At 56.5% G+C, this 20867-nt stretch carries 23 protein-coding genes; 14 read left to right on the top strand and 9 right to left on the bottom strand.

The features are described from left to right. The first annotated feature begins 85 nt into the window (after positions 1 to 85). From rbfA to mtr, 8 genes are all read left to right on the top strand, one after another. On the top strand, positions 86 to 490 hold the full coding sequence (rbfA, locus tag ACTJJA_RS12090) for a 30S ribosome-binding factor RbfA (protein ID WP_010435986.1): 405 nt from the start codon (positions 86 to 88) through the stop codon (positions 488 to 490). Next, positions 490 to 1440 (top strand): tRNA pseudouridine(55) synthase TruB, encoded by a 951-nt coding sequence (truB, locus tag ACTJJA_RS12085; RefSeq protein WP_172701276.1) that lies wholly within the window; start codon positions 490 to 492, stop codon positions 1438 to 1440. Before rbfA ends, truB begins: the two co-directional genes overlap by 1 nt. Positions 1441 to 1595: 155 nt before the next feature. Continuing rightward, a complete protein-coding gene (rpsO, locus tag ACTJJA_RS12080; protein ID WP_003861789.1) occupies positions 1596 to 1865 on the top strand; it encodes a 30S ribosomal protein S15 in 270 nt (89 codons plus the stop codon). A 242-nt stretch (positions 1866 to 2107) separates the two neighbouring features. Continuing rightward, positions 2108 to 4240: a polyribonucleotide nucleotidyltransferase gene (gene pnp / locus ACTJJA_RS12075; protein WP_440668167.1), complete on the top strand. Its 2133-nt coding sequence runs from the start codon at positions 2108 to 2110 to the stop codon at positions 4238 to 4240. A 109-nt stretch (positions 4241 to 4349) separates the two neighbouring features. Next, positions 4350 to 5234, top strand: coding sequence for a lipoprotein NlpI (nlpI, locus tag ACTJJA_RS12070; RefSeq protein ID WP_350361089.1), 885 nt, complete (start codon positions 4350 to 4352; stop codon positions 5232 to 5234). Positions 5235 to 5340: 106 nt separating this feature from the next. Beyond that, positions 5341 to 5421, top strand: coding sequence for a protein YrbN (gene yrbN / locus ACTJJA_RS12065; protein ID WP_098946273.1), 81 nt, complete (start codon positions 5341 to 5343; stop codon positions 5419 to 5421). Continuing rightward, positions 5414 to 7309 carry a DEAD/DEAH family ATP-dependent RNA helicase gene (locus tag ACTJJA_RS12060; protein ID WP_174340073.1) on the top strand — a complete coding sequence of 632 codons (1896 nt, stop codon included), beginning with the start codon at positions 5414 to 5416 and terminating at the stop codon, positions 7307 to 7309. The genes yrbN and ACTJJA_RS12060 overlap by 8 nt, the downstream gene beginning before the upstream one ends. Positions 7310 to 7450: 141 nt before the next feature. Continuing rightward, entirely contained in the window at positions 7451 to 8695 is a 1245-nt protein-coding gene (gene mtr, locus ACTJJA_RS12055) for a tryptophan permease (protein ID WP_029485209.1), read from the top strand. Between the two features lie 96 nt (positions 8696 to 8791). Here the strand turns inward: mtr and ACTJJA_RS12050 are convergent, their stop codons facing one another. The 3 genes from ACTJJA_RS12050 to ubiU form a co-directional block, all read right to left on the bottom strand. Further along, on the bottom strand, positions 8792 to 9799 hold the full coding sequence (locus ACTJJA_RS12050; protein ID WP_047646424.1) for a luciferase-like monooxygenase: 1008 nt from the start codon (positions 9797 to 9799) through the stop codon (positions 8792 to 8794). 78 nt (positions 9800 to 9877) lie between these two features. Beyond that, complete coding sequence (locus tag ACTJJA_RS12045; protein ID WP_042715089.1) at positions 9878 to 10756, bottom strand: U32 family peptidase; 879 nt, start codon at positions 10754 to 10756, stop codon at positions 9878 to 9880. Between the two features lie 7 nt (positions 10757 to 10763). After that, the gene (gene ubiU / locus ACTJJA_RS12040; RefSeq protein ID WP_440668164.1) at positions 10764 to 11759 is read right to left on the bottom strand and encodes a ubiquinone anaerobic biosynthesis protein UbiU; all 996 of its coding nucleotides are present in this window, start codon (positions 11757 to 11759) and stop codon (positions 10764 to 10766) included. A 220-nt stretch (positions 11760 to 11979) separates the two neighbouring features. On the opposite strand from ubiU, the gene ubiT reads away from it, so the two are divergent. Next, a complete protein-coding gene (gene ubiT / locus ACTJJA_RS12035) occupies positions 11980 to 12504 on the top strand; it encodes a ubiquinone anaerobic biosynthesis accessory factor UbiT (RefSeq protein WP_010435965.1) in 525 nt (174 codons plus the stop codon). Next, the gene (locus ACTJJA_RS12030; protein ID WP_010435964.1) at positions 12498 to 13001 is read left to right on the top strand and encodes a GNAT family N-acetyltransferase; all 504 of its coding nucleotides are present in this window, start codon (positions 12498 to 12500) and stop codon (positions 12999 to 13001) included. The genes ubiT and ACTJJA_RS12030 overlap by 7 nt, the downstream gene beginning before the upstream one ends. On the opposite strand, the gene ACTJJA_RS12025 is transcribed toward ACTJJA_RS12030, so the two are convergent. Continuing rightward, positions 12988 to 13317 (bottom strand): GIY-YIG nuclease family protein, encoded by a 330-nt coding sequence (locus ACTJJA_RS12025; RefSeq protein ID WP_440668161.1) that lies wholly within the window; start codon positions 13315 to 13317, stop codon positions 12988 to 12990. The genes ACTJJA_RS12030 and ACTJJA_RS12025 overlap by 14 nt on opposite strands. 14 nt (positions 13318 to 13331) lie before the next feature. Between ACTJJA_RS12025 and ACTJJA_RS12020 the strand changes: the two genes are divergently transcribed. Continuing rightward, complete coding sequence (locus ACTJJA_RS12020) at positions 13332 to 13766, top strand: YhbP family protein (protein WP_440668159.1); 435 nt, start codon at positions 13332 to 13334, stop codon at positions 13764 to 13766. On the opposite strand, the gene ACTJJA_RS12015 is transcribed toward ACTJJA_RS12020, so the two are convergent. Then, positions 13746 to 14264 carry a type 1 glutamine amidotransferase domain-containing protein gene (locus ACTJJA_RS12015; protein WP_440668157.1) on the bottom strand — a complete coding sequence of 173 codons (519 nt, stop codon included), beginning with the start codon at positions 14262 to 14264 and terminating at the stop codon, positions 13746 to 13748. The two genes, ACTJJA_RS12020 and ACTJJA_RS12015, sit on opposite strands and share 21 nt — an antisense overlap. A 135-nt stretch (positions 14265 to 14399) precedes the next feature. Between ACTJJA_RS12015 and ACTJJA_RS12010 the strand changes: the two genes are divergently transcribed. Both ACTJJA_RS12010 and ACTJJA_RS12005 read left to right on the top strand, forming a co-directional pair. Then, positions 14400 to 15044 carry an NAD(P)H-binding protein gene (locus ACTJJA_RS12010; RefSeq protein WP_108416137.1) on the top strand — a complete coding sequence of 215 codons (645 nt, stop codon included), beginning with the start codon at positions 14400 to 14402 and terminating at the stop codon, positions 15042 to 15044. A gap of 40 nt (positions 15045 to 15084) precedes the next feature. Next, positions 15085 to 16122, top strand: coding sequence for a permease (locus ACTJJA_RS12005; protein ID WP_440668155.1), 1038 nt, complete (start codon positions 15085 to 15087; stop codon positions 16120 to 16122). Between the two features lie 50 nt (positions 16123 to 16172). On the opposite strand, the gene dolP is transcribed toward ACTJJA_RS12005, so the two are convergent. The 4 genes from dolP to ACTJJA_RS11985 are packed head-to-tail and all read right to left on the bottom strand — an operon-like array spanning position 16173 to position 19863. Then, positions 16173 to 16748, bottom strand: a complete 576-nt coding sequence (dolP, locus tag ACTJJA_RS12000; RefSeq protein ID WP_089599837.1) for a division/outer membrane stress-associated lipid-binding lipoprotein — start codon at positions 16746 to 16748, stop codon at positions 16173 to 16175. A gap of 9 nt (positions 16749 to 16757) precedes the next feature. Further along, positions 16758 to 17348: a DnaA initiator-associating protein DiaA gene (diaA, locus tag ACTJJA_RS11995; protein WP_003861754.1), complete on the bottom strand. Its 591-nt coding sequence runs from the start codon at positions 17346 to 17348 to the stop codon at positions 16758 to 16760. Between the two features lie 20 nt (positions 17349 to 17368). Beyond that, the gene (locus ACTJJA_RS11990; protein ID WP_440668153.1) at positions 17369 to 17764 is read right to left on the bottom strand and encodes a YraN family protein; all 396 of its coding nucleotides are present in this window, start codon (positions 17762 to 17764) and stop codon (positions 17369 to 17371) included. Then, positions 17722 to 19863, bottom strand: a complete 2142-nt coding sequence (locus ACTJJA_RS11985; protein WP_440668151.1) for a penicillin-binding protein activator — start codon at positions 19861 to 19863, stop codon at positions 17722 to 17724. Before ACTJJA_RS11985 ends, ACTJJA_RS11990 begins: the two co-directional genes overlap by 43 nt. Positions 19864 to 19925: 62 nt before the next feature. Between ACTJJA_RS11985 and rsmI the strand changes: the two genes are divergently transcribed. Further along, positions 19926 to 20789 carry a 16S rRNA (cytidine(1402)-2'-O)-methyltransferase gene (gene rsmI / locus ACTJJA_RS11980; protein ID WP_063146524.1) on the top strand — a complete coding sequence of 288 codons (864 nt, stop codon included), beginning with the start codon at positions 19926 to 19928 and terminating at the stop codon, positions 20787 to 20789. Positions 20790 to 20867 lie beyond the last annotated feature (78 nt).

Here is a 20867-nt window from a genome sequence, read left to right as displayed (position 1 = left end):
CTGACGTAGGCCGGGTAAGCGAAGCGCCACCCGGCAATAATTTTAAAAGGGGCTTTTAGCCCCTTTTTTGTCTGGAGAATTTATTATGGCGAAAGAATTCGGTCGCCCACAGCGCGTGGCGCAGGAAATGCAAAAAGAGATCGCGCTCATCCTGCAGCGCGAAATCAAAGACCCGCGTATTGGTATGATGACCACCGTGTCTGGTGTTGAGATGTCCCGCGATCTGGCGTATGCCAAAGTGTTCGTGACTTTTCTGAACGATCAGGACGAAGCCGCGGTGAAAAACGGCATTAAAGCGCTGCAGGAAGCCTCTGGTTTCATCCGCTCTCTGCTCGGCAAAGCGATGCGTCTGCGTATCGTGCCTGAGCTGACCTTCTTCTACGATAACTCGCTGGTAGAAGGTATGCGCATGTCCAACCTGGTGACCAGCGTGGTGAAACATGACGATGAGCGTCGTGTGAACCCAGCGGACGACAGCAAGGAGGACTGATGAGTCGTCCTCGTCGTCGCGGTCGCGACGTGCATGGCGTACTGCTGCTGGATAAACCGCAGGGCGCATCCAGCAACGACGTACTGCAAAAAGTGAAGCGTATTTTTAACGCCAACCGTGCGGGCCATACGGGCGCGCTGGATCCGCTGGCGACCGGTATGCTGCCGGTCTGCCTGGGAGAGGCGACAAAGTTCTCCCAGTATCTGCTGGATTCCGATAAGCGTTATCGCGTTATCGCTAAGCTGGGCCAGCGCACGGATACTTCCGACGCGGATGGCCAGGTCGTGGAAGAGCGCCCGGTGACCTTCAGCGCAGAGCAGCTTGATGCGGCGCTGGAAAGCTTCCGTGGTGACACGATGCAGGTGCCGTCGATGTATTCGGCGCTGAAATATCAGGGCAAGAAGCTCTACGAATATGCGCGCCAGGGCATCGACGTTCCGCGTGAAGCCCGTCCGATTACCGTGTATGAACTGCTGTTCATTCGCCATGAAGGCGATGAGCTGGAGCTGGAAGTACACTGTTCGAAAGGCACCTATATTCGTACCATTATCGATGACCTCGGTGAAAAGCTGGGCTGCGGGGCGCATGTGATTTACTTGCGTCGTCTGGCTGTCAGCAAGTATCCGGTCGAACGCATGGTGACGCTTGAGCATCTTCGCGAGCTGGTTGAACAGGCGGAAGTGCAGGGAATAGCGCCAGCAGAATTGCTGGATCCCTTGCTGATGCCAATGGACAGTCCGGCGGCGGACTTCCCGATCGTTAATCTTCCTTTAACATCGTCCGTTTACTTTAAGAACGGCAACCCGGTTCGTACGGCGGATGCGCCGCTTGAAGGGCTGGTACGCGTGACGGAAGGTGACGACGGGAAATTCATCGGTATGGGCGAAATGGACGGTGAAGGGCGCGTTGCGCCGCGTCGTCTGGTCGTCGAGTATCCGATCGAAGCGTGACGGCGATAACACCTCACCTTGCGATAAGCAGGGGAGACGAGTAGAATATCGCCGCTTAACGATCTGCAAATTGTTTAACAATTTGTTGGTCGTATACTGGGATTGCTGAATTAGAGATCGGCATCCTTACATTCTTTATATTCTGGAGTTTGAAAATGTCTCTAAGCGTTGAAGCTAAAGCTAAAATCGTTTCTGAGTTTGGTCGTGGTACTAACGACAGCGGTTCTACCGAAGTTCAGGTTGCACTGCTGACTGCACAGATTAACCACCTGCAGGGTCACTTTGCAGAGCACAAAAAAGATCACCACAGCCGTCGTGGTCTGCTGCGTATGGTTTCTCAGCGTCGTAAACTGCTCGACTACCTGAAACGTAAAGATGTTGCACGTTACACCGCGCTGATCGAGCGTCTGGGTCTGCGTCGCTAAGTCTTGCGAGTTTCAGAAAAGGGGGCCTGATGGCCCCTTTTTTCAACCAGACGGCAGCAATTCACTGGAAACTATTGTATTGTTGCTATAAATGATCTTCATTGCAGAGGTTCGCGCGGCTAATGAGAGGCTTCACCCATGGGGGTGTCGGTTGTCATTAGTCGCGAGGATGCGAAGAAGGTCGGGTTAAATCGTCAGCACACCTGTGGTGTGCTGTCATACATTTAAGAAAGGACAGAACTTTGCTGAATCCGATCGTTCGTAAATTCCAGTATGGTCAACATACCGTCACGCTGGAAACCGGCATGATGGCACGTCAGGCTACTGCTGCCGTTATGGTAAGCATGGATGACACCGCGGTATTCGTTACCGTTGTTGGCCAGAAAAAAGCTAAACCAGGTCAGGACTTTTTCCCGCTGACCGTTAACTACCAGGAGCGTACCTACGCTGCCGGTAAAATCCCGGGTGGTTTCTTCCGTCGTGAAGGCCGTCCAAGCGAAGGCGAAACCCTGATCGCGCGTCTGATTGACCGCCCGGTTCGTCCGCTGTTCCCGGAAGGCTTCGTTAACGAAGTACAGGTTATCGCGACCGTTGTTTCCGTTAACCCACAGGTTAACCCGGACATCGTTGCTATGATCGGCGCATCCGCTGCCCTGTCACTGTCTGGTATTCCATTCAATGGCCCAATCGGTGCCGCGCGCGTTGGCTACATCAACGATCAGTACGTGCTGAACCCAACCCAGGAAGAGCTGAAAGAAAGTAAGCTGGACCTGGTGGTTGCGGGTACTGAAGCAGCGGTTCTGATGGTTGAATCCGAAGCTGAACTGCTGAGCGAAGACCAGATGCTGGGCGCTGTGGTATTTGGCCACGACCAGCAGCAGATCGTTATCCAGAACATCAACGACCTGGTGAAAGAAGCCGGTAAACCACGTTGGGACTGGCAGCCAGAAGCGGTTAACGACGCGCTGAATGCTCGCGTTGCTGCACTGGCAGGCGCACGTCTGAGCGATGCATACCGCATCACCGACAAACAAGAGCGTTACGCTCAGGTTGACGTCATCAAATCTGAAACCATCGCGACGCTGTTGGCTGAAGATGAATCCCTGGATGCTAACGAGCTGAGCGAAATTCTGCACGCTATCGAGAAAAACACCGTTCGTAGCCGCGTACTGGCAGGCGAACCGCGTATCGATGGCCGCGAAAAAGACATGATCCGTGGTCTGGACGTTCGTACTGGCGTACTGCCACGTACTCACGGTTCCGCACTGTTCACCCGTGGCGAAACGCAGGCGCTGGTTACCGCGACCCTGGGTACCGCACGTGACGCACAGAACATCGACGAACTGATGGGCGAGCGTACTGACAGCTTCCTGTTCCACTACAACTTCCCTCCGTACTCCGTAGGTGAGACCGGTATGGTTGGCTCGCCGAAGCGTCGTGAAATTGGTCACGGTCGCCTGGCGAAGCGCGGCGTGCTGGCAGTGATGCCAGAAGCTGACAAATTCCCGTACACCGTGCGTGTGGTTTCTGAAATCACCGAATCTAACGGTTCTTCTTCCATGGCTTCCGTGTGTGGTGCCTCTCTGGCGCTGATGGATGCAGGCGTACCAATCAAAGCCGCTGTGGCTGGTATCGCTATGGGTCTGGTGAAAGAAGGCGACAACTTTGTTGTTCTGTCTGACATCCTGGGCGACGAAGACCACCTGGGCGATATGGACTTCAAAGTCGCGGGTTCCCGCGAAGGTATCTCTGCGCTGCAGATGGATATCAAAATTGAAGGTATCACCAAAGAGATCATGCAGGTTGCTCTGAACCAGGCAAAAGGTGCGCGTCTGCACATCCTGGGCGTGATGGAACAGGCGATTAACGCGCCACGTGGTGACATTTCTCAGTTCGCTCCGCGTATCCACACCATCAAGATCAATCCAGACAAGATCAAAGATGTTATCGGTAAGGGCGGTTCCGTCATCCGTGCGCTGACCGAAGAGACTGGCACCACGATCGAAATCGAAGATGACGGTACTGTGAAGATCGCAGCAACCGACGGCGAAAAAGCGAAATTCGCTATCCGCCGCATCGAAGAGATCACTGCAGAGATCGAAGTGGGTCGTGTTTACGCAGGTAAAGTGACCCGTATCGTTGACTTTGGCGCATTCGTTGCCATCGGTGGCGGTAAAGAAGGTCTGGTTCACATCTCTCAGATCGCTGACAAGCGCGTTGAGAAAGTGACCGATTACCTGCAGATGGGTCAGGAAGTGCCGGTTAAGGTTCTGGAAGTTGACCGTCAGGGCCGTATCCGTCTGAGCATTAAAGAAGCAACCGAGCAGTCTCCTGCCGCTGCGCCAGAAGCGCCAGCCGCAGAACAAGGCGAGTAAGGTAGCATTTGCCCTCCGCTTCGGCGGAGGGTTTATTATCAGGCAGGACGCCTTGTTAAGCCGCCGGGGGACAGGACGTTCATCCAATAGTTGTCTTCGGGAGTGGGAAATGAAGCCTTTTTTGCGCTGGTGTTTCGTTGCGACAGCTTTAACGCTGGCAGGATGCAGCAACTCTGCCTGGCGTAAGAGCGAAGTCCTCGCAGTGCCATTGCAACCGACTTTGCAGCAGGAAGTGATTCTGGCACGCATGGAACAAATTCTTGCCAGTCGGGCTTTAACCGATGACGAACGCGCACAGCTTTTATATGAGCGCGGAGTGTTGTATGATAGTCTCGGTCTGAGGGCATTAGCGCGGAATGATTTTTCACAAGCGCTGGCAATTCGACCTGATATGCCTGAAGTATTCAATTACTTAGGCATTTACTTAACGCAGGCAGGCAATTTTGATGCTGCCTATGAAGCGTTTGATTCTGTACTTGAGCTTGATCCAACTTACAACTACGCGCACTTGAATCGCGGTATCGCATTGTATTACGGCGGTCGTGATAAGTTAGCGCAAGATGATCTGCTGGCGTTTTATCAAGACGATCCTAATGATCCTTTCCGCAGCCTGTGGCTTTACATCGTTGAGCAGAAGCTCGATGAGAAGCAGGCCAAAGAAGCACTGAAACAGCGCTTCGAGAAATCGGACAAGGAACAATGGGGATGGAACATTGTCGAGTTCTACCTGGGCAACATTAGCGAAGCAACGCTAATGGAACGCCTCAAGGCGGACGCAACGGATAACACCTCGCTCGCTGAGCATCTCAGTGAAACCAACTTCTATTTAGGTAAGTACTACCTAAGTCTGGGGGATATGAACAGCGCTACGGCACTGTTCAAATTAGCGGTTGCTAACAACGTACACAACTTCGTTGAGCACCGTTATGCATTGTTGGAATTATCGCTCTTGGGCCAGGAGCAAGACGACCTGGCAGAATCGGACCAGCAATAGCTGACGACATAAACATCAGCCCGTAATCTTTTGATTGCCATCACCTTAACTGGTGAGGGCGTTGTTGTTCGTCAATACACCTACTTTGAGCCGGTTCACACTTTCAATGAAAATTACCGAAAATTTTCACGATGAGTTATGTAGACTGGCCGCCATTAATATCGAGGCACTTGTACTACATGGCTGAATTCGAAACCACTTTTGCAGATCTGGGCCTGAAGGCTCCTATCCTTGAATCCCTTAACGATCTGGGTTACGAAAAACCATCTCCGATCCAGGCAGAATGCATACCGCATTTACTCGCCGGTCGTGACGTGCTGGGCATGGCCCAGACTGGTAGCGGAAAAACCGCAGCGTTCTCGCTGCCGCTGCTGAACAACATCGATCCGGACCTGCGTGCTCCGCAGATCCTCGTCCTGGCTCCAACCCGTGAACTGGCTGTTCAGGTTGCTGAAGCAATGACGGAATTCTCTAAACATATGCGCGGCGTAAACGTGGTAGCCCTGTACGGCGGCCAGCGTTATGACGTGCAGTTACGCGCCCTGCGCCAGGGCCCACAGATTGTCGTCGGTACGCCGGGCCGTCTGCTGGATCACCTGAAGCGCGGTACTCTGGACCTCTCTAAACTGAGCGGCCTGGTACTGGATGAAGCAGATGAAATGCTGCGTATGGGCTTCATCGAAGACGTCGAAACCATCATGGCGCAGATCCCGGAAGGTCATCAGACCGCTCTGTTCTCTGCAACCATGCCAGAAGCTATCCGTCGCATTACCCGCCGCTTCATGAAAGAGCCGCAGGAAGTGCGTATTCAGTCCAGCGTGACCACTCGCCCGGACATCAGCCAGAGCTACTGGTCTGTGTACGGCATGCGCAAAAACGAAGCGCTGGTACGTTTCCTGGAAGCAGAAGATTTTGATGCGGCGATCATCTTCGTTCGTACCAAAAACGCGACCCTGGAAGTGGCTGAAGCCCTGGAGCGTAGCGGCTACAACAGCGCAGCGCTGAACGGCGACATGAACCAGGCCCTGCGTGAGCAGACTCTGGAGCGTCTGAAAGACGGTCGTCTGGATATCCTGATTGCAACCGACGTGGCAGCACGTGGTCTGGACGTTGAGCGTATCAGCCTGGTTGTAAACTACGATATCCCAATGGATTCTGAGTCTTACGTTCACCGTATCGGTCGTACCGGTCGTGCGGGTCGTGCGGGCCGTGCGCTGCTGTTCGTTGAGAACCGCGAGCGTCGTCTGCTGCGTAACATTGAACGCACCATGAAGCTGACCATTCCAGAAGCTGACCTGCCAAACGCAGATCTGCTGGGCAAACGTCGCCTGGAAAAATTCGCCGCGAAAGTCCAGCAGCAGCTGGAAAGCAGCGATCTGGATCAGTACCGTGCGCTGCTGTCGCAGATTCAGCCTACCGCTGAAGGCGAAGAGCTGGATATGGAAACCCTGGCTGCAGCACTGCTGAAAATGGCTCAGGGCGAACGTAGCCTGATCGTGCCACCAGATGCGCCAATGCGTCCTAAGCGTGAATTCCGTGACCGTGACGATCGTTTCGAACGTCGTGGCGACCGTAATGACCGCAATGACCGTGGCCCACGCGGTGACCGTCCAGAGCGTGGTGGTGAAGACCGTCCACGTCGCGAGCGTCGTGACGCTGGCGAAATGGAACTGTACCGCATTGAAGTTGGCCGTGATGACGGTGTTGAAGTTCGTCATATCGTTGGCGCGATCGCTAACGAAGGCGACATCAGCAGCCGTTACATTGGTAACATCAAGCTGTTCGGTACTCACTCCACCATCGAACTGCCAAAAGGCATGCCGGGCGAAGTACTGCAGCACTTTACGCGTACTCGCATCCTGAACAAGCCGATGAACATGCAGCTGATGGGTGATGCACAGCCTCGCTCTGACCGCGGTGGCGAACGTCGTGGCGGTGGCCGCAGCTTCGGTGGCGAACGTCGTGAAGGCGGTCGTAGCGAAGGTCGCGGTGAACCACGTCGTTTCTCCGGCGAACGCCGTGAAAGCCGTGGCCCACGTCGTGACGACAGCTCAAGCCGTCGCCGTGACGCGTAAGCCTTACGCCACTGACGTAAAGTAATATATACAGCCCCGATAATTGCTATCGGGGCTTTTTTTATTCCCTTTGTACTCTTGTACTGGTACAGTGCTGCACATTAAACTGCATACCACATTTTTGACTGGAGTAATGGCTGTATGGCGACACTAACCACCACCCAAACGTCACCCTCGCTGCTTGGCGGCGTGGTGATCATCGGCGGTACCATCATTGGTGCTGGGATGTTCTCCCTGCCAGTGGTCATGTCCGGTGCGTGGTTCTTCTGGTCGCTGGCGGCGCTGGTGTTCACCTGGTTCTGTATGCTCCACTCCGGGCTGATGATCCTTGAGGCGAACCTGAACTATCGCATTGGCTCCAGCTTCGACACCATCACCAAAGATCTGCTGGGCAAAGGCTGGAACCTGGTGAACGGGCTGTCCATCGCGTTTGTGCTCTATATCCTGACCTATGCGTACATCTCTGCAAGCGGCTCGATTCTGCATCACACTTTTGCTGAGATGTCGCTGAACGTTCCGGCGCGTCTGGCGGGGCTCTGCTTTGCACTGGGCGTGGCGTTTATCGTCTGGATGAGCACCAGGGCGGTGAGCCGCATGACGGCGATCGTGTTGGGCGCTAAGGTCATCACCTTCTTCCTGACCTTCGGCAGCCTGCTGGGGCACGTTACGCCCGCCACGCTGTTTAACGTCGCCGAAGTGAACACCTCCTACACGCCGTACCTGCTGATGACGCTGCCGTTCTGTCTGGCGTCGTTTGGCTACCACGGCAACGTGCCGAGCCTGATGAAGTACTACGGCAAAGATCCGCGCACCATTGTGAAGTGTCTGGTCTACGGTACGCTGCTGGCGCTGGGGCTGTACGTGATTTGGCTGCTGGGGACGATGGGCAACATCCCACGTCCAGAATTTATCGGCATTGCACAGAAGGGCGGTAACATCGACGTGCTGGTGCAGGCCCTGAGCGGCGTACTGAACAGCCGCAGCCTGGATCTGCTGCTGGTGGTCTTCTCTAACTTTGCAGTGGCGAGTTCATTCCTTGGCGTGACCCTGGGGCTGTTTGACTACCTGGCGGATCTGTTTGGCTTTGATGATTCTGCGATGGGGCGCTTCAAAACCGCGCTGCTCACCTTCCTGCCGCCGATTGTGGGTGGTCTGCTGTGGCCGAACGGTTTCCTGTACGCCATCGGCTATGCCGGACTGGCGGCAACCATCTGGGCGGCGATTGTGCCGGCGCTGCTGGCGCGTAAATCACGTAAACGCTTCGGCAGCCCGAAATTCCGCGTCTGGGGCGGCAAGCCGATGATTGCACTGATCCTGGTGTTTGGCGTTGGCAACGCGTTGGTCCACGTGCTGTCGAGTTTTAACCTGTTGCCTGTTTACCATTAAACCGTGCGGCCTGATCCCCTCACCCCGCCCCTCTCCCGAAGGGAGAGGGAGAAAACCGTAGGCCGGATAAGGCGAAGCCGCCATCCGGCAAAAAAACTACCCCACCAATTCTTCTTTCACCTGCATCGCCAGTTCAAACGAATGCAATCGCGCCTGATGATCGAAAATCTGGCCGTTAACCATAATTTCATCCGCCTGCGTTTCGCGCAGCACCGCGTCCAGCCCGTGACGCACTTTCGCTTTATCACCCACCAGCGACATGCTCAGCGCCTGCTGAACGCCATACTGCTCCGAGGCTGACCACAGCTGATGCATATTCTCCACCGGCGGCGGCAGCTGGCCCGTCTCACCGCGACGCAGCTTCACAAATGCCTGCTGCATGGAGGTAAACAGGAATTCCGCGTCGCGATTGCTGTCGGCGGCAATGATGTTGATACAGACCATCGCGTACGGCTTCTCCAGACGCTCGGACGGTTTGAAGTTCGTGCGGTAGAGATGCAACGCCTGATGCAGCATATCCGGTGCGAAGTGCGAGGCAAACGCAAATGGCAGTCCAAGCTGCGCGGCGAGCTGTGCGCTATACAGGCTTGATCCCAACAACCAAACCGGGATCTTCTCGCCGTAGCCCGGCACCGGGCGCACGTGCGGGTTAGGATCGCGCGCGTCGAACCAGTCCACCAGCTCGGCCACGTCGCGCGGGAAGTTGTCGATATCGCCGCTCATATGGCGGCGCAGGGCGCGCATGGTCGGCTGGTCGCTGCCGGGCGCGCGACCAAGGCCCAAATCAATACGCCCCGGATAGAGCGTATTCAGGGTGCCAAACTGCTCGGCAATCACCAGCGGGGCGTGGTTAGGCAGCATCACGCCACCGGAGCCCAGGTGCAGGGTAGTCGTATTTGCCGCCAGATAGCCAATCAGTACCGAGGTGGCGGCGCTGGCGATGCCCACCATGTTGTGGTGCTCGGCCAGCCAGTAGCGGTGATAGCCACGCTTTTCGGCCAGCTGAGCGAGATCGAGAGAGTGCGAAAAGGCTTCTCGAGCCGAGGAGCCCTGAGGGATCGGCGCCAGATCCAGCACCGAAAACGGAATGGTTTTGTCAGTCATAACAGCTCACTTTGTCGACGGTGAATCTTTAATACTGCATTAAAAAATGATAACCGTTGTTAACAAAGTGAGCCTTTTTTACGCCTGTAGTTCCAGCCCGGCGAGACGTTTCCAGTAACCGTTGCAGTCGCTGTTTGCCGTCAGCGGCAGCGGAGCGGCGCCGTTTTCATTGGCGCGGAAGGCGTCCAGCATCGCAAACACGCCGGTATCCAGCGGCGACAGACGAACCATATCCACCAGACCGTCCATCGACGCCAGCTCGTTGCCGAGGTTATAAACATAGCCGCTCATGGTCTGAATGCCGTTGAGAACAAACACCTGCTGGTTTTCCTGCGACAGCATGCTGCGTCCGTTCGGGTACTTGATGCAGCAGGTTTCGCATTCGTCTTTCGGGCGGTCTTCCGAGCGCGCGGTAAAGCAGCGGGCGGAGTAGGCCAGCGGCAGATGCCCGTAGCTCAGCACTTCCACTTCAAACTGATTGCGAATGCCCAGCTCGTCGCACTGATTCAGCAGGTTTGCCAGCCAGTCGCGGGAGAGTTCAACCGGCATGCACCAGCGCGTCATCCCCTGCTTAAGCAGCAGGCGCAGGGTCACGGCGTTATAGCAGTTCAGGGCATGGCCCGCGACAAACGGCAGCTTGCGTTCAGCGCACATGTTCACCACGCCGAGGTCGCTCGCTTCCAGCAGGAATTCGCCGTTTTCGACATAGCGCTTCAGCTCGCCCAGTTCGGAAGACGCCTGCACCAGCGCAAGCGTCGAGAGCACCACCTGCTTGCCGCTTCCGGCCAGGCTTTTCGCCATGTCCAGCCAGTCGCCCACTTTGGTGGCACGGCGCTTGCTGCACACCGCTTCGCCGAGGTAAATCACATCGGCGCTGCTGGCGGCGGCCTGTTGGTAAAAATCTTCCAGCGTCTCTTTTGACCAGTAGTAGAGCACCGGTCCTAATGAATATTTCATGGTTATCTCACTGCCATTTACGGTGATACGCGCCAAGGGTGGTTTGCGTGCCTTCGGACATCGAACCGAGCGTCTCCATCCAGGTCGCCTGCGGAGCGTAGTTCTGCGGGTCCGCCATGCAGCGGTCGATGGCCTGACGCCATACTTTCGCCACCTGGCTCACGTAGGCCGGGCTGCGTTGGCGACCCTCGATTTTCACCGAGGCAATATTGGCCGCCAGCAGTTCCGGCAGCAGCTCCAGCGTGTTGAGGCTGGTGGGCTCTTCCAGCGCGTGGTAGCGCTCGCCGTCGACCAGGTAGCGGCCTTTGCACAGGGTTGGATAACCGGCGTTTTCACCGTCCTGATAGCGGTCAATCAGCACCTCATTCAGGCGAGACTCCAGCCCCTGAGGGGTCTGCTGCCAGCGAACAAAGCGGGCAGGGGAGCAGGCTCCGACGGTATTCGGCGATTCACCGGTTAAATAAGAGGAGAGATAGCAGCGGCCTTCAGCCATGATGCACAGGCTGCCAAAGGCAAAAACTTCCAGCGGCACTGGCGTGACGCGCGCGAGTTGCTTAACCTGATGAATAGAGAGCACGCGCGGCAGCACCACGCGGGCCACGTCGAAGTTTTGATGATAAAAACGCACGGCTTCTTCGTTGGTGGCGGATGCCTGAACAGAGACGTGGCGCTCAATATGCGGATAGCGTTCTGCTGCATACTCAAGCATGGCAAGGTCGGCCAGGATCAGGGCATCGGCACCCAGCTGTGCCGCCATGTCCACCGCCCGCTGCCAGCGGACGTAGCCATCAGGATGGGCAAAGGTGTTGATGGCAATATGCAGTTTGCGGCGGTGCTGATGAACGAAGTTAACGGCTTCCTGAAGCTTTTTCTCCGTAAAGTTGAGGCCAGCAAAATGGCGAGCGTTGGTATCATCCTTTAGCCCGATATAGACCGCATCGGCCCCATTTTCGATGGCCGCCTTAAGCGCCGGAAGGTTTCCGGCAGGGCAGAGCAGCTCCATAATTTATCCTGATGTTCTCGATCGCTGGGATCGCAAAATTGTTAACGAGCTGGGATTTTAATTAACCCACAGGCGACAATTTTTGATTTAAGGCAGCTAATGGCGTATTGATGACACCAATAATGAGGTAAGCCGGACGACGGTTTGTTGATTTACGCCGCTATGTTCTGGAATGGATGTGGCAAAATAGCGGGATTACAGATATCAGGGAGTAAAGCTCGTGCTGGAGAAACTGCGTTCACGTCTCGTACAATTGGGTCCATCTATGCTGAGCGTGCCGGTCAAGCTGGCACCGTTCGCGCTTAAGCGCCAGGTGCTGGAGCAGGTCCTGAGCTGGCAGTTCCGCCAGGCACTGCAGGACGGCGAGCTGGAGTTCCTGGAAGGCCGCTGGCTGAGCATTGAGGTACGCGACATCGGGCTGCGCTGGTTTACCTCCGTAGAGAACGGCCAGCTGATCGTGCGCGAATCCGCCGAGGCGGACGTGAGCTTTAGCGCTGATGCCAGCGATCTGCTGATGATCGCCGCACGTAAGCAGGATCCGGATACGCTCTTCTTCCAGCGCCGTCTGGTGATTGAAGGGGACACGGAGCTTGGCCTGTACGTGAAGAATTTAATGGATGCCATTGAGCTGGAGCAGATGCCGAAAGCGCTGCGCGTGATGTTGATGCAAATGGCAGATTTTGTTGAGGCCGGGCTGAAAACCCCGCCGGACAGTAAACACACTTCAGTAGGTGAGCCATGCTGATTCGAGTCGAAATTGGGATTGATGCACCGGGTATCGATGCGTTATTGCGCCGCTCTTTTGAGAGCGATGCGGAAGCTCAACTGGTCCACGATCTCCGTGAAGACGGCCTGATCACGCTGGGTCTGGTTGCTACCGATGATGAAGGTCAGGTTGTCGGCTATGTCGCCTTCAGCCCGGTCATCGTTCAGGGCGACGATCTTCAGTGGGTAGGAATGGCACCGCTGGCGGTAGATGAAAACTATCGCGGGCAAGGTCTGGCGCGCCAGTTAGTCTATGAAGGGCTGGACTCGCTGAATGAGTTTGGCTATGCCGCCGTGGTCACGCTGGGCGATCCGGCGTTCTATGGGCGATTAGGCTTCGAGCAGGCCGCACATTACGACCTGCGTTGCCGCTGGCCGGGTACGGAATCCGCTTTCCAGGTGCACCGTCTGGCGGACGACGCCCTCAACGGCGTCAATGGCCTGGTGGACTACCACGACCATTTCAATCGCTTTTAATCAGGCTCTCGCGTAGCGCCTCAAAGGAGCCGTCTCCGGTGACGAGGCGCTCCTTCTGGCGCTTCGTGAGCTGCTTGATGCGGTATTCCAGCCTGAGCGCCAGCGCTCTGTCGCCCACTGCGGCTGAAAATGCCAGCTGCAGTTCTCCTTTCCCCCGCAGCGCCTTTGCCCCTTTCCCCGTTTGATGCTGTATAAAACGTCGCGCCACATCGGTGGTGATCCCGGTGTAGAGAGCGTTATCAGCGGTTCGGACAAGATAGAGAAACCAGCACACGGTAAACAGATTCAGTATGTTAAGGTGAACGCACCATAGCATGAGAGAGAACGAAAATGGAAACACTGGCCGCCATTAACCACTGGCTGGCGAAGCAGCATGTTGTCACCTGGTGCGTCTGTGACGAGGGTGAGATGTGGTGCGCCAACGCGTTTTACTACTACGACCCTGAGCGCGTGGCTTTTTATGTCATGAGTGAAGACAATACGCGTCATGCGCAAATGACCGGCCAGCAGGCAAAGGTGGCGGGCACGGTGAACGGCCAGCCGAAAACGGTCGCGCTGATCCGCGGCGTGCAGTTCAAAGGGGAAATTCGTCGGCTGGATGGAGAAGAGAGCGACGCGCATCGTAGGCACTACACGCGCCGCTTTCCCGTTGCCGCTGCGCTAAAAGCCCCGGTGTGGGAAATCCGCCTCGATGAGCTGAAATTTACCGACAACACCCTGGGCTTTGGCAAGAAGCTGCACTGGCTACGCGCCGAGCAGGCGTAGCGCTTCGCGGTTAAACGCCGGGAGGTCGTCCGGGGTTCGGCTGGTGATCAGCTGGTCTTTGTCGTTGACCACCTCCTGATCGTAAAACTCGGCCCCCGCATTTTTCAGATCGATAACGATCGGCTTCACGGCGGTAAGCTTACGCCCGCGAACCACATCGGCGCTGATCAGCAGCTGTGGGCCGTGGCAGATTGCAAATACCGGCTTACCGGTGCTCACAAAATCACGGGTGAAGGTGACGAAGCGCTCATCTCCGCGCAGGGAGTCGGGTGAATGGCCGCCGGGTAACAGCAGGGCGTCGAAATCGGACGGGCTGACGTTATCAATTGACTCGTCAATCGTCACGCTGGCCTCGCCTTTATGGCCTGTCACCGTTTTGCCCGCCTCTTTCTCAATGGTGATGACGTCGTGTCCCGCCTTGCGGAACGCCTCTGCTGGAGAGGTGAATTCTGAATCTTCAAACTCGTCGGTAATCAAGACTGCGATTTTCTTGCCCATGCTTCCTCCGTTGTTTTGGCTTCAGACTGATTTTTCTCCGCTTGTGGTAAATACTTACCTGTAACAGATAACAGACTTCTAAGTGTGGTCGACCACGCTGAGTTCGCAAACGGACAATTCTGTAAAGGGGATACGATGAGTCAGGTATTGATTACGGGCGCCACCGGGCTGGTGGGGGATCATCTGCTGCGGTTGCTGATTCAGGATCGCCGCGTGAACTACATTGCAGCGCCTACGCGTCGGCCGCTGGCGGACGTCTCCGGCGTATTTAACCCGCACGATCCGCAGCTGACGGACGCGCTGGCGCAGGTCCAGGATCCCATTGATATCGCCTTTTGTTGTCTGGGTACCACGCGGCGTGAGGCGGGCAGCAAAGAGGCATTTATCCATGCCGACTACACGCTGGTGGTGGACACGGCGCTCACGGCGAAAAAACTGGGGGCCAAACATTTTCTGGTGGTCAGCGCGCTGGGTGCCAATGCCGGATCGCCTTTTTTCTACAACAAGGTGAAGGGCAAGATGGAGGATGCGCTGATCGCGCAGAAATGGGAGCAACTGACGATTGTGCGTCCCTCGATGCTCAGCGGCCACAGGGACGAACGCCGATTTAACGAGTCGATATTGGCCCCGCTGTTTAAGATCCTTCCCGGCAACTGGAAATCTATCGATGCGCGGGACGTCGCCCTTGCGATGCTAAAAGAAGGGCTGGCACCGTTGAAAGCGGGGGTCAACATTATCCCTTCGGCAAAACTGCGTGAAATCGCCCAGGACGAGGCGTAAACTCCCCCGGCTAATAACCTAATACTCTCCGGGGAATGCTATGACTGGTCAGTCTTCATCTCAGGCGGCAACACCTGTTCAATGGTGGAAGCCCGCACTTTTCTTTCTCGTGGTCATTGTTGGCCTCTGGTATGTGAAATGGCAGCCGTACTACGGCAAAGCCTTCACCGCCGCCGAAACGCACAGCATCGGTAAATCTATTCTCGCCCAGGCTGATTCCAGCCCGCTTCAGGCGGCGTGGGATTACGCCATGGTCTACTTCCTTGCCGTCTGGAAAGCCGCTGTACTGGGCGTGATTCTGGGCTCGCTGATACAGGTGCTCATCCCGCGCAACTGGCTGGTGAAAACACTCGGCCAGCCGCGTTTTCAGGGCACGCTGCTGGGGACAATTTTCTCCCTGCCGGGCATGATGTGCTCCTGCTGCGCCGCACCGGTTGCGGCGGGTATGCGTCGTCAGCGCGTGTCGATGGGCGGCGCGCTGGCGTTCTGGATGGGTAACCCGCTGCTCAACCCGGCAACGCTGGTCTTTATGGGCTTTGTGCTTGGGTGGCATTTTGCTGCGATCCGCCTGGTTGCCGGGCTGGCGACGGTGCTGGTGGTGGCGACGCTGGTGCAAAAACTGGTGAAGGACAACGCGCCTGAGACCGCTGCCGTTGAGCTGGACATCAGCGAGCCGCAGGGTGGTTTTTTTGCGCGCTGGGGTATCGCGCTGTGGCAGCTTTTCTGGAGCACCATCCCGGTTTATATCCTGGCGGTGCTGGTATTGGGGGCGGCGCGCGTCTGGTTCTTCCCGCATGCGGATGGCGCTATCGACAACACGCTGATGTGGGTCATTGCGATGGCCGTTGCAGGCTGCCTCTTCGTGATCCCAACGGCGGCGGAAATTCCGATTGTCCAGACCATGATGCTGGCGGGAATGGGCACCGCGCCTGCACTGGCGCTGTTGATTACGCTGCCGGCGATCAGCCTGCCGTCGCTTATCATGCTGCGTAAGTCATTCCCCGCGAAAGCGCTGTGGTTGACGGCGGGGCTGGTGGCGTTGAGTGGCGTGATTGTGGGCAGTATTGCGTTGATGTAAAAAAAAGCCCGGTGGCGCTGGCGCTTACCGGGCTTACAGTCAGGTGTAAATTACTTGATATATGTAAATGCGGTGGTGACGTGCTTCACGCCGCTCACCCGGCTGGCGATATCCGCCGCCGCTTTCCCTTCACGCTCAGTCACCAGACCCAGCAGGAACACTTCGCCGTTCTCGGTGGTCACTTTCACGTTTGACGATTTCACCTGGTCCGATCCCAGCAGCTGAGAGCGCACTTTCGTGGTGATCCAGGTATCGGAGGACGCATCGCCCAAACCAATTGGCTGGCCCTGGCGCACTTCATTGAACACCTCTGTTGTCCCTTCTACACCCATCGCGATCTGTTTAGCGCGGGAGGCTAATTCGGTATTAGGCGCCTGGCCTGCCAGCAGCACTTTGCCCTGATAAGCCGTTACGTTAATACGCGCTTCTTTCTTGATTTGTTCGTCTTTCGACAGCGCACTGTTGACGCGCAGCTCCAGCGTACCGTCATCAACCTGCGTCCCGACAGAACGCGGATCGGTCGCCGCTTTGGTGCCGACAGCTGCGGTACCGACAACAGCAGCGGCAATACATCCCTGAAGTAGAAGTGCAGACATAAGGACTGCAAGGGTCGATAAAGCCTTCATTAGAACTCCTTAATCATCCTGGTGAGGGAAAAGCGTGTTATCGATCAGATCGCATAAGCAGTTCACCGTGAGCATGTGCATCTCCTGAATACGCGCGCTACGGTGAGACGGAATGCGAATTTCCACATCCTGCGGCCCCAGTAAACCTGCCAGCTCGCCGCCGTCATAGCCGGTCAGCGCAACGATGGTCATATCGCGGGTGACCGCCGCTTCAACGGCTTTAACGATATCCCGGCTGTTACCGCGCGTGGAGATGGCCAGCAGCACGTCCCCGGCATGGCCTAAGGCGCGCACCTGCTTCGCGTAAATCTCGTCATGCAGACGATCGTTAGCAATCGCTGTTAAGACCACATTATCGGTATTAAGTGCAATGGCAGGTAAACTCGGGCGTTCTGTTTCAAAACGATTGATCATGCTGGCAGCAAAATGCTGTGCGTTGGCGGCTGAAGTACCATTGCCACAACAGAGGATTTTGTTGCCGTTCAGAAGAGATTGTACCAGCGTCATTGCTGCGCGGGAGATCGCGTCCGGGAGGGCTTCCGCCGCGGCAATCTGTGTTTGAATGCTTTCTGTGAAGCACACTTTAATTCTTTCGAGCACGTTATCCCTTTAAATCTCAATTATGCGTCTTCGCCAAAAGCGTTTTTAAGCCATTCGATCTCATTTCCGGTGAAGGCTATCACATCGAACCGGCAATCCACAGTATCAAAGCTCCCATTATGGCGGGCAAGCCACAAGTGGGCAGTCTGTAATAATTTTTGTTGTTTGGCGAACGTCACGCTGGCGGCAGCACCGCCAAAACGGGAGGACTGTCGAAAACGCACTTCTACAAACACGGTGACCTGACCGTCTTTCATGATCAGGTCGATTTCGCCGCCGCGCCCGCGGACGTTGGCGGCGATAAAACGCAGTCCTTTGCCTTCAAGCCAGCGACGCGCTTTTAACTCCCACGCATCGCCGGTCGCTTTGCGGCTTAACTGGCCGGGACGATCTGCCCCTGCTGGTATTTGAGCCATGATAACTTCCTGTTAATCACACAGTCCTGAGTGGCGGTCAGATCGCCGGTGTTGCCGTTGAGCTCGAAGCCCGGCACCTGACGCATCTGGGTGAAGTGGTTTGCCAGCGCCCACGCATCCACGCCCATGGCGTACAGACGTGCCAGCGAGTAGTCGTTACGTACCGAGCTCAGCGCTTGCTGCATCAGCGGTGGGTTGCTGCCCGCGAGCATTGGGATTTCGCTGTACTGCAGGCCGTCCATTTCCAGACGGAAATCCGGGCCTGCGGTGCCCTGCGCGCTGCGCGAGCTGGCGTAGAGGGTTGCGCCGCTCTGGCTGCCGTTGCGCATCGCAATCATCGGCTTGATGAAGGCAATCTCTTCCGGTGTTGCGACAATGTAGGCCGCATCCACTTTGCCGCCACCGCTGATTTGTGCGTCGGTAGGAGGGGCCGGAATGGTCAGGCCGCCGATGGTCACGCTCTGCTGCTGCGGCAGGCTGGCGCTGACCGGGCTGCCGTTAAGGGCGATACCTGCGCCGCCGTTGACGCCAGCGCGCAGTTCTGAGGCGGAACCAAATTTCTGTTGCAGCACCACGCCACCGCCGATCTTCTGCCACTCATCGGCAAAGGCATTGGCGACGCGATCGCCCAACGCGCTGCGCGGGATCAGCAGCAGCGGCGCCTGTTTACCCTGTTCGTGAATATGACGCGCCGCGTCGCGGGCTTCATCTTCTGGCGAGAGAGCAAAGTAGCAGATGTTGGCGCGGTTCTGCACGTTCTCTGGCTGGTTAAGCGCCAGCACGTTCAGCGTAGTGTTGCTCTTTATCAGCGTTTCCACGTCGTTTTTCAGCAGGGGACCGACAACGATGCTCACGCCATCTTTTTGCACCTGCGCCAGCACTTGATCGAGCGGCTGAGCGGTGGTGTCGTAGATTTTCAGCTCAGCACTCGGGTTGGCGCTGGTGGTTGCCACGGCCTGAGGCTGCGTGGCAGGTTGCTGTTCTGCTGGCGCGGCTTGCGGTTGTGGCTGTTCAGCCGTCACGGGAGCCTGAGTTTCCGCAGGAGCCTGTACTGCTTCAGGTGCAGGCGTTGCGGCTGGTGGCGTCGTCGGCGCGGTGACCGGGTTCTGCATTGTCCCCTGCGCTGGCGCTTGTGCTGCAGTCAGGTCGCTGGTTTCAGCGGCAGAAGGGCTGACAACGTCGTTCACGTTGGCTGCCTGTGCGGACTGAGCCGGTACGGCACTACCGCTTACGGCAGTTGTCCCGTTTTTCGCCGCTTCAAAGCCTTGCTGAATGGTGCGACCAAAGACCGCCGCCTGGCCGTTCAACGGCAGAAGCAGCGCGATTTTGCTGGTCGAGGCTGGCTTAAAGTTCTGCACATTCACCAACTGGGTCGGCAACATTTTCGCGCCCGGGTTTTGCGGGTAGCGGGTTTGCCAGTCGGTAATACCTACTTTCAGCATCGTTGGATCGCTGCGGTTGTTAAACCACATCTGCTGCAGATCCAGCCAGCCCTGCAAGACATTTTCGTCGGCGTTAATGACCAGCGTTTGCGCCTGTTCCTGGGTCATGGAGGCGAGTGCCTGCCATGTCGCATCGATATTCTTCTGTTTATCCGCACCGGCGAGCAGCGGCTCCTGGGCGATAAGCGCGCGCAGTAGCGTCAGGGAAGGGCGACCCTGCTCGGCGGTAATTCCCGCCTGCCAGAAGCGCGCCTGCTGGTTTTTGTCCAGCGCACCGACATCGATGTCTCCGAGGATTTTCTTCGCAGCCGCATAATCTTTCTGCGCCACCTTCAGTTCTGCAGAGAGCAGACCCTGCTCGCGGCGCTGATCATCGTTAAGATCCTGCGGTAGCTGATTGAACAGTTCGGCGGCCTGCTGGGTTTTACCCTCTTTCAGCAGTGCACGAATGGCGAGTAATTGCCAGTTGGTCTTGGTATCATTTGAGCTCTGCGACATTTGTTGCAGATAAAAGCCAGAATCAGCCTGAGCGGATCCCTGCATATGGGCAGCGGTCTGATCGGGTGCCTGGGTGCCACAGCCTGCAAAGATCAGGGCTGCGAGCAGAAGCGGCACGCTGCGCGTGGCTTTTTTTCGAAGAAACGTTAACGGTACCATACTGTATCCAGTGATTTTTTTTACGCAATGCTCAATATTAAATCGGCAATACGGACGAAACAATGAAACAACACGAAACGGCAGATAATTCTCAAGGCCAGCTTTATATTGTACCTACTCCTATCGGGAATTTGTCTGATATTACCCAACGTGCGCTCACCGTGTTGCAAGCTGTTGATTTAATTGCTGCTGAAGATACCCGCCACACCGGCTTACTGCTGCAACATTTCGCGATTAACGCCCGTTTGTTTGCCCTGCACGATCACAATGAGCAACAAAAAGCTGAAACGCTGGTGGCGAAACTTAAGGAAGGGCAGAACATTGCGCTGGTCTCCGACGCCGGTACGCCGCTGATCAACGATCCTGGCTATCACCTGGTGCGTACCTGTCGCGAAGCCGGTATTCGCGTTGTGCCGCTGCCGGGGCCGTGCGCGGCGATTGCTGCGTTAAGCGCCGCAGGTCTGCCGTCTGACCGCTTCTGCTATGAAGGCTTCCTGCCAGCTAAATCCAAAGGCCGTCGCGACGTATTGAAGGATCTGGAGGCCGAGCCGCGTACCCTGATTTTTTACGAATCCACACACCGCCTGCTGGAAAGCCTGGAAGATATGGTGACTGTCTGGGGTGAATCCCGCTACGTGGTGCTGGCGCGCGAGCTGACCAAAACCTGGGAAACGATCCACGGCGCGCCAGTGGGCGAACTGCTGGCGTGGGTGAAGGAAGACGAAAACCGCCGCAAGGGTGAGATGGTGCTGATTGTCGAAGGGCATAAAGCGCAGGAAGACGCACTGCCTGCCGACGCGCTGCGCACGCTGGCGCTGCTGCAGGCGGAACTGCCGCTGAAGAAGGCCGCTGCGCTGGCGGCGGAAATTCACGGCGTGAAGAAAAATGCGCTGTATAAGTATGCGCTGGAGCAGCAGGGGGAGTAATCCATACTCCGCCTGTTTTTGCCGGGCGGCGCTGCGCTTGCCCGGCCTACAAATCTAAAATGTCGGAATAAATGTCGG

The sequence above is a fragment of the Enterobacter sp. 22452 genome, from assembly GCF_052045065.1.
GTDB classification, from domain to species: domain Bacteria; phylum Pseudomonadota; class Gammaproteobacteria; order Enterobacterales; family Enterobacteriaceae; genus Enterobacter; species Enterobacter mori.
This window is presented reverse-complemented; position numbering and strand designations above follow the sequence as displayed.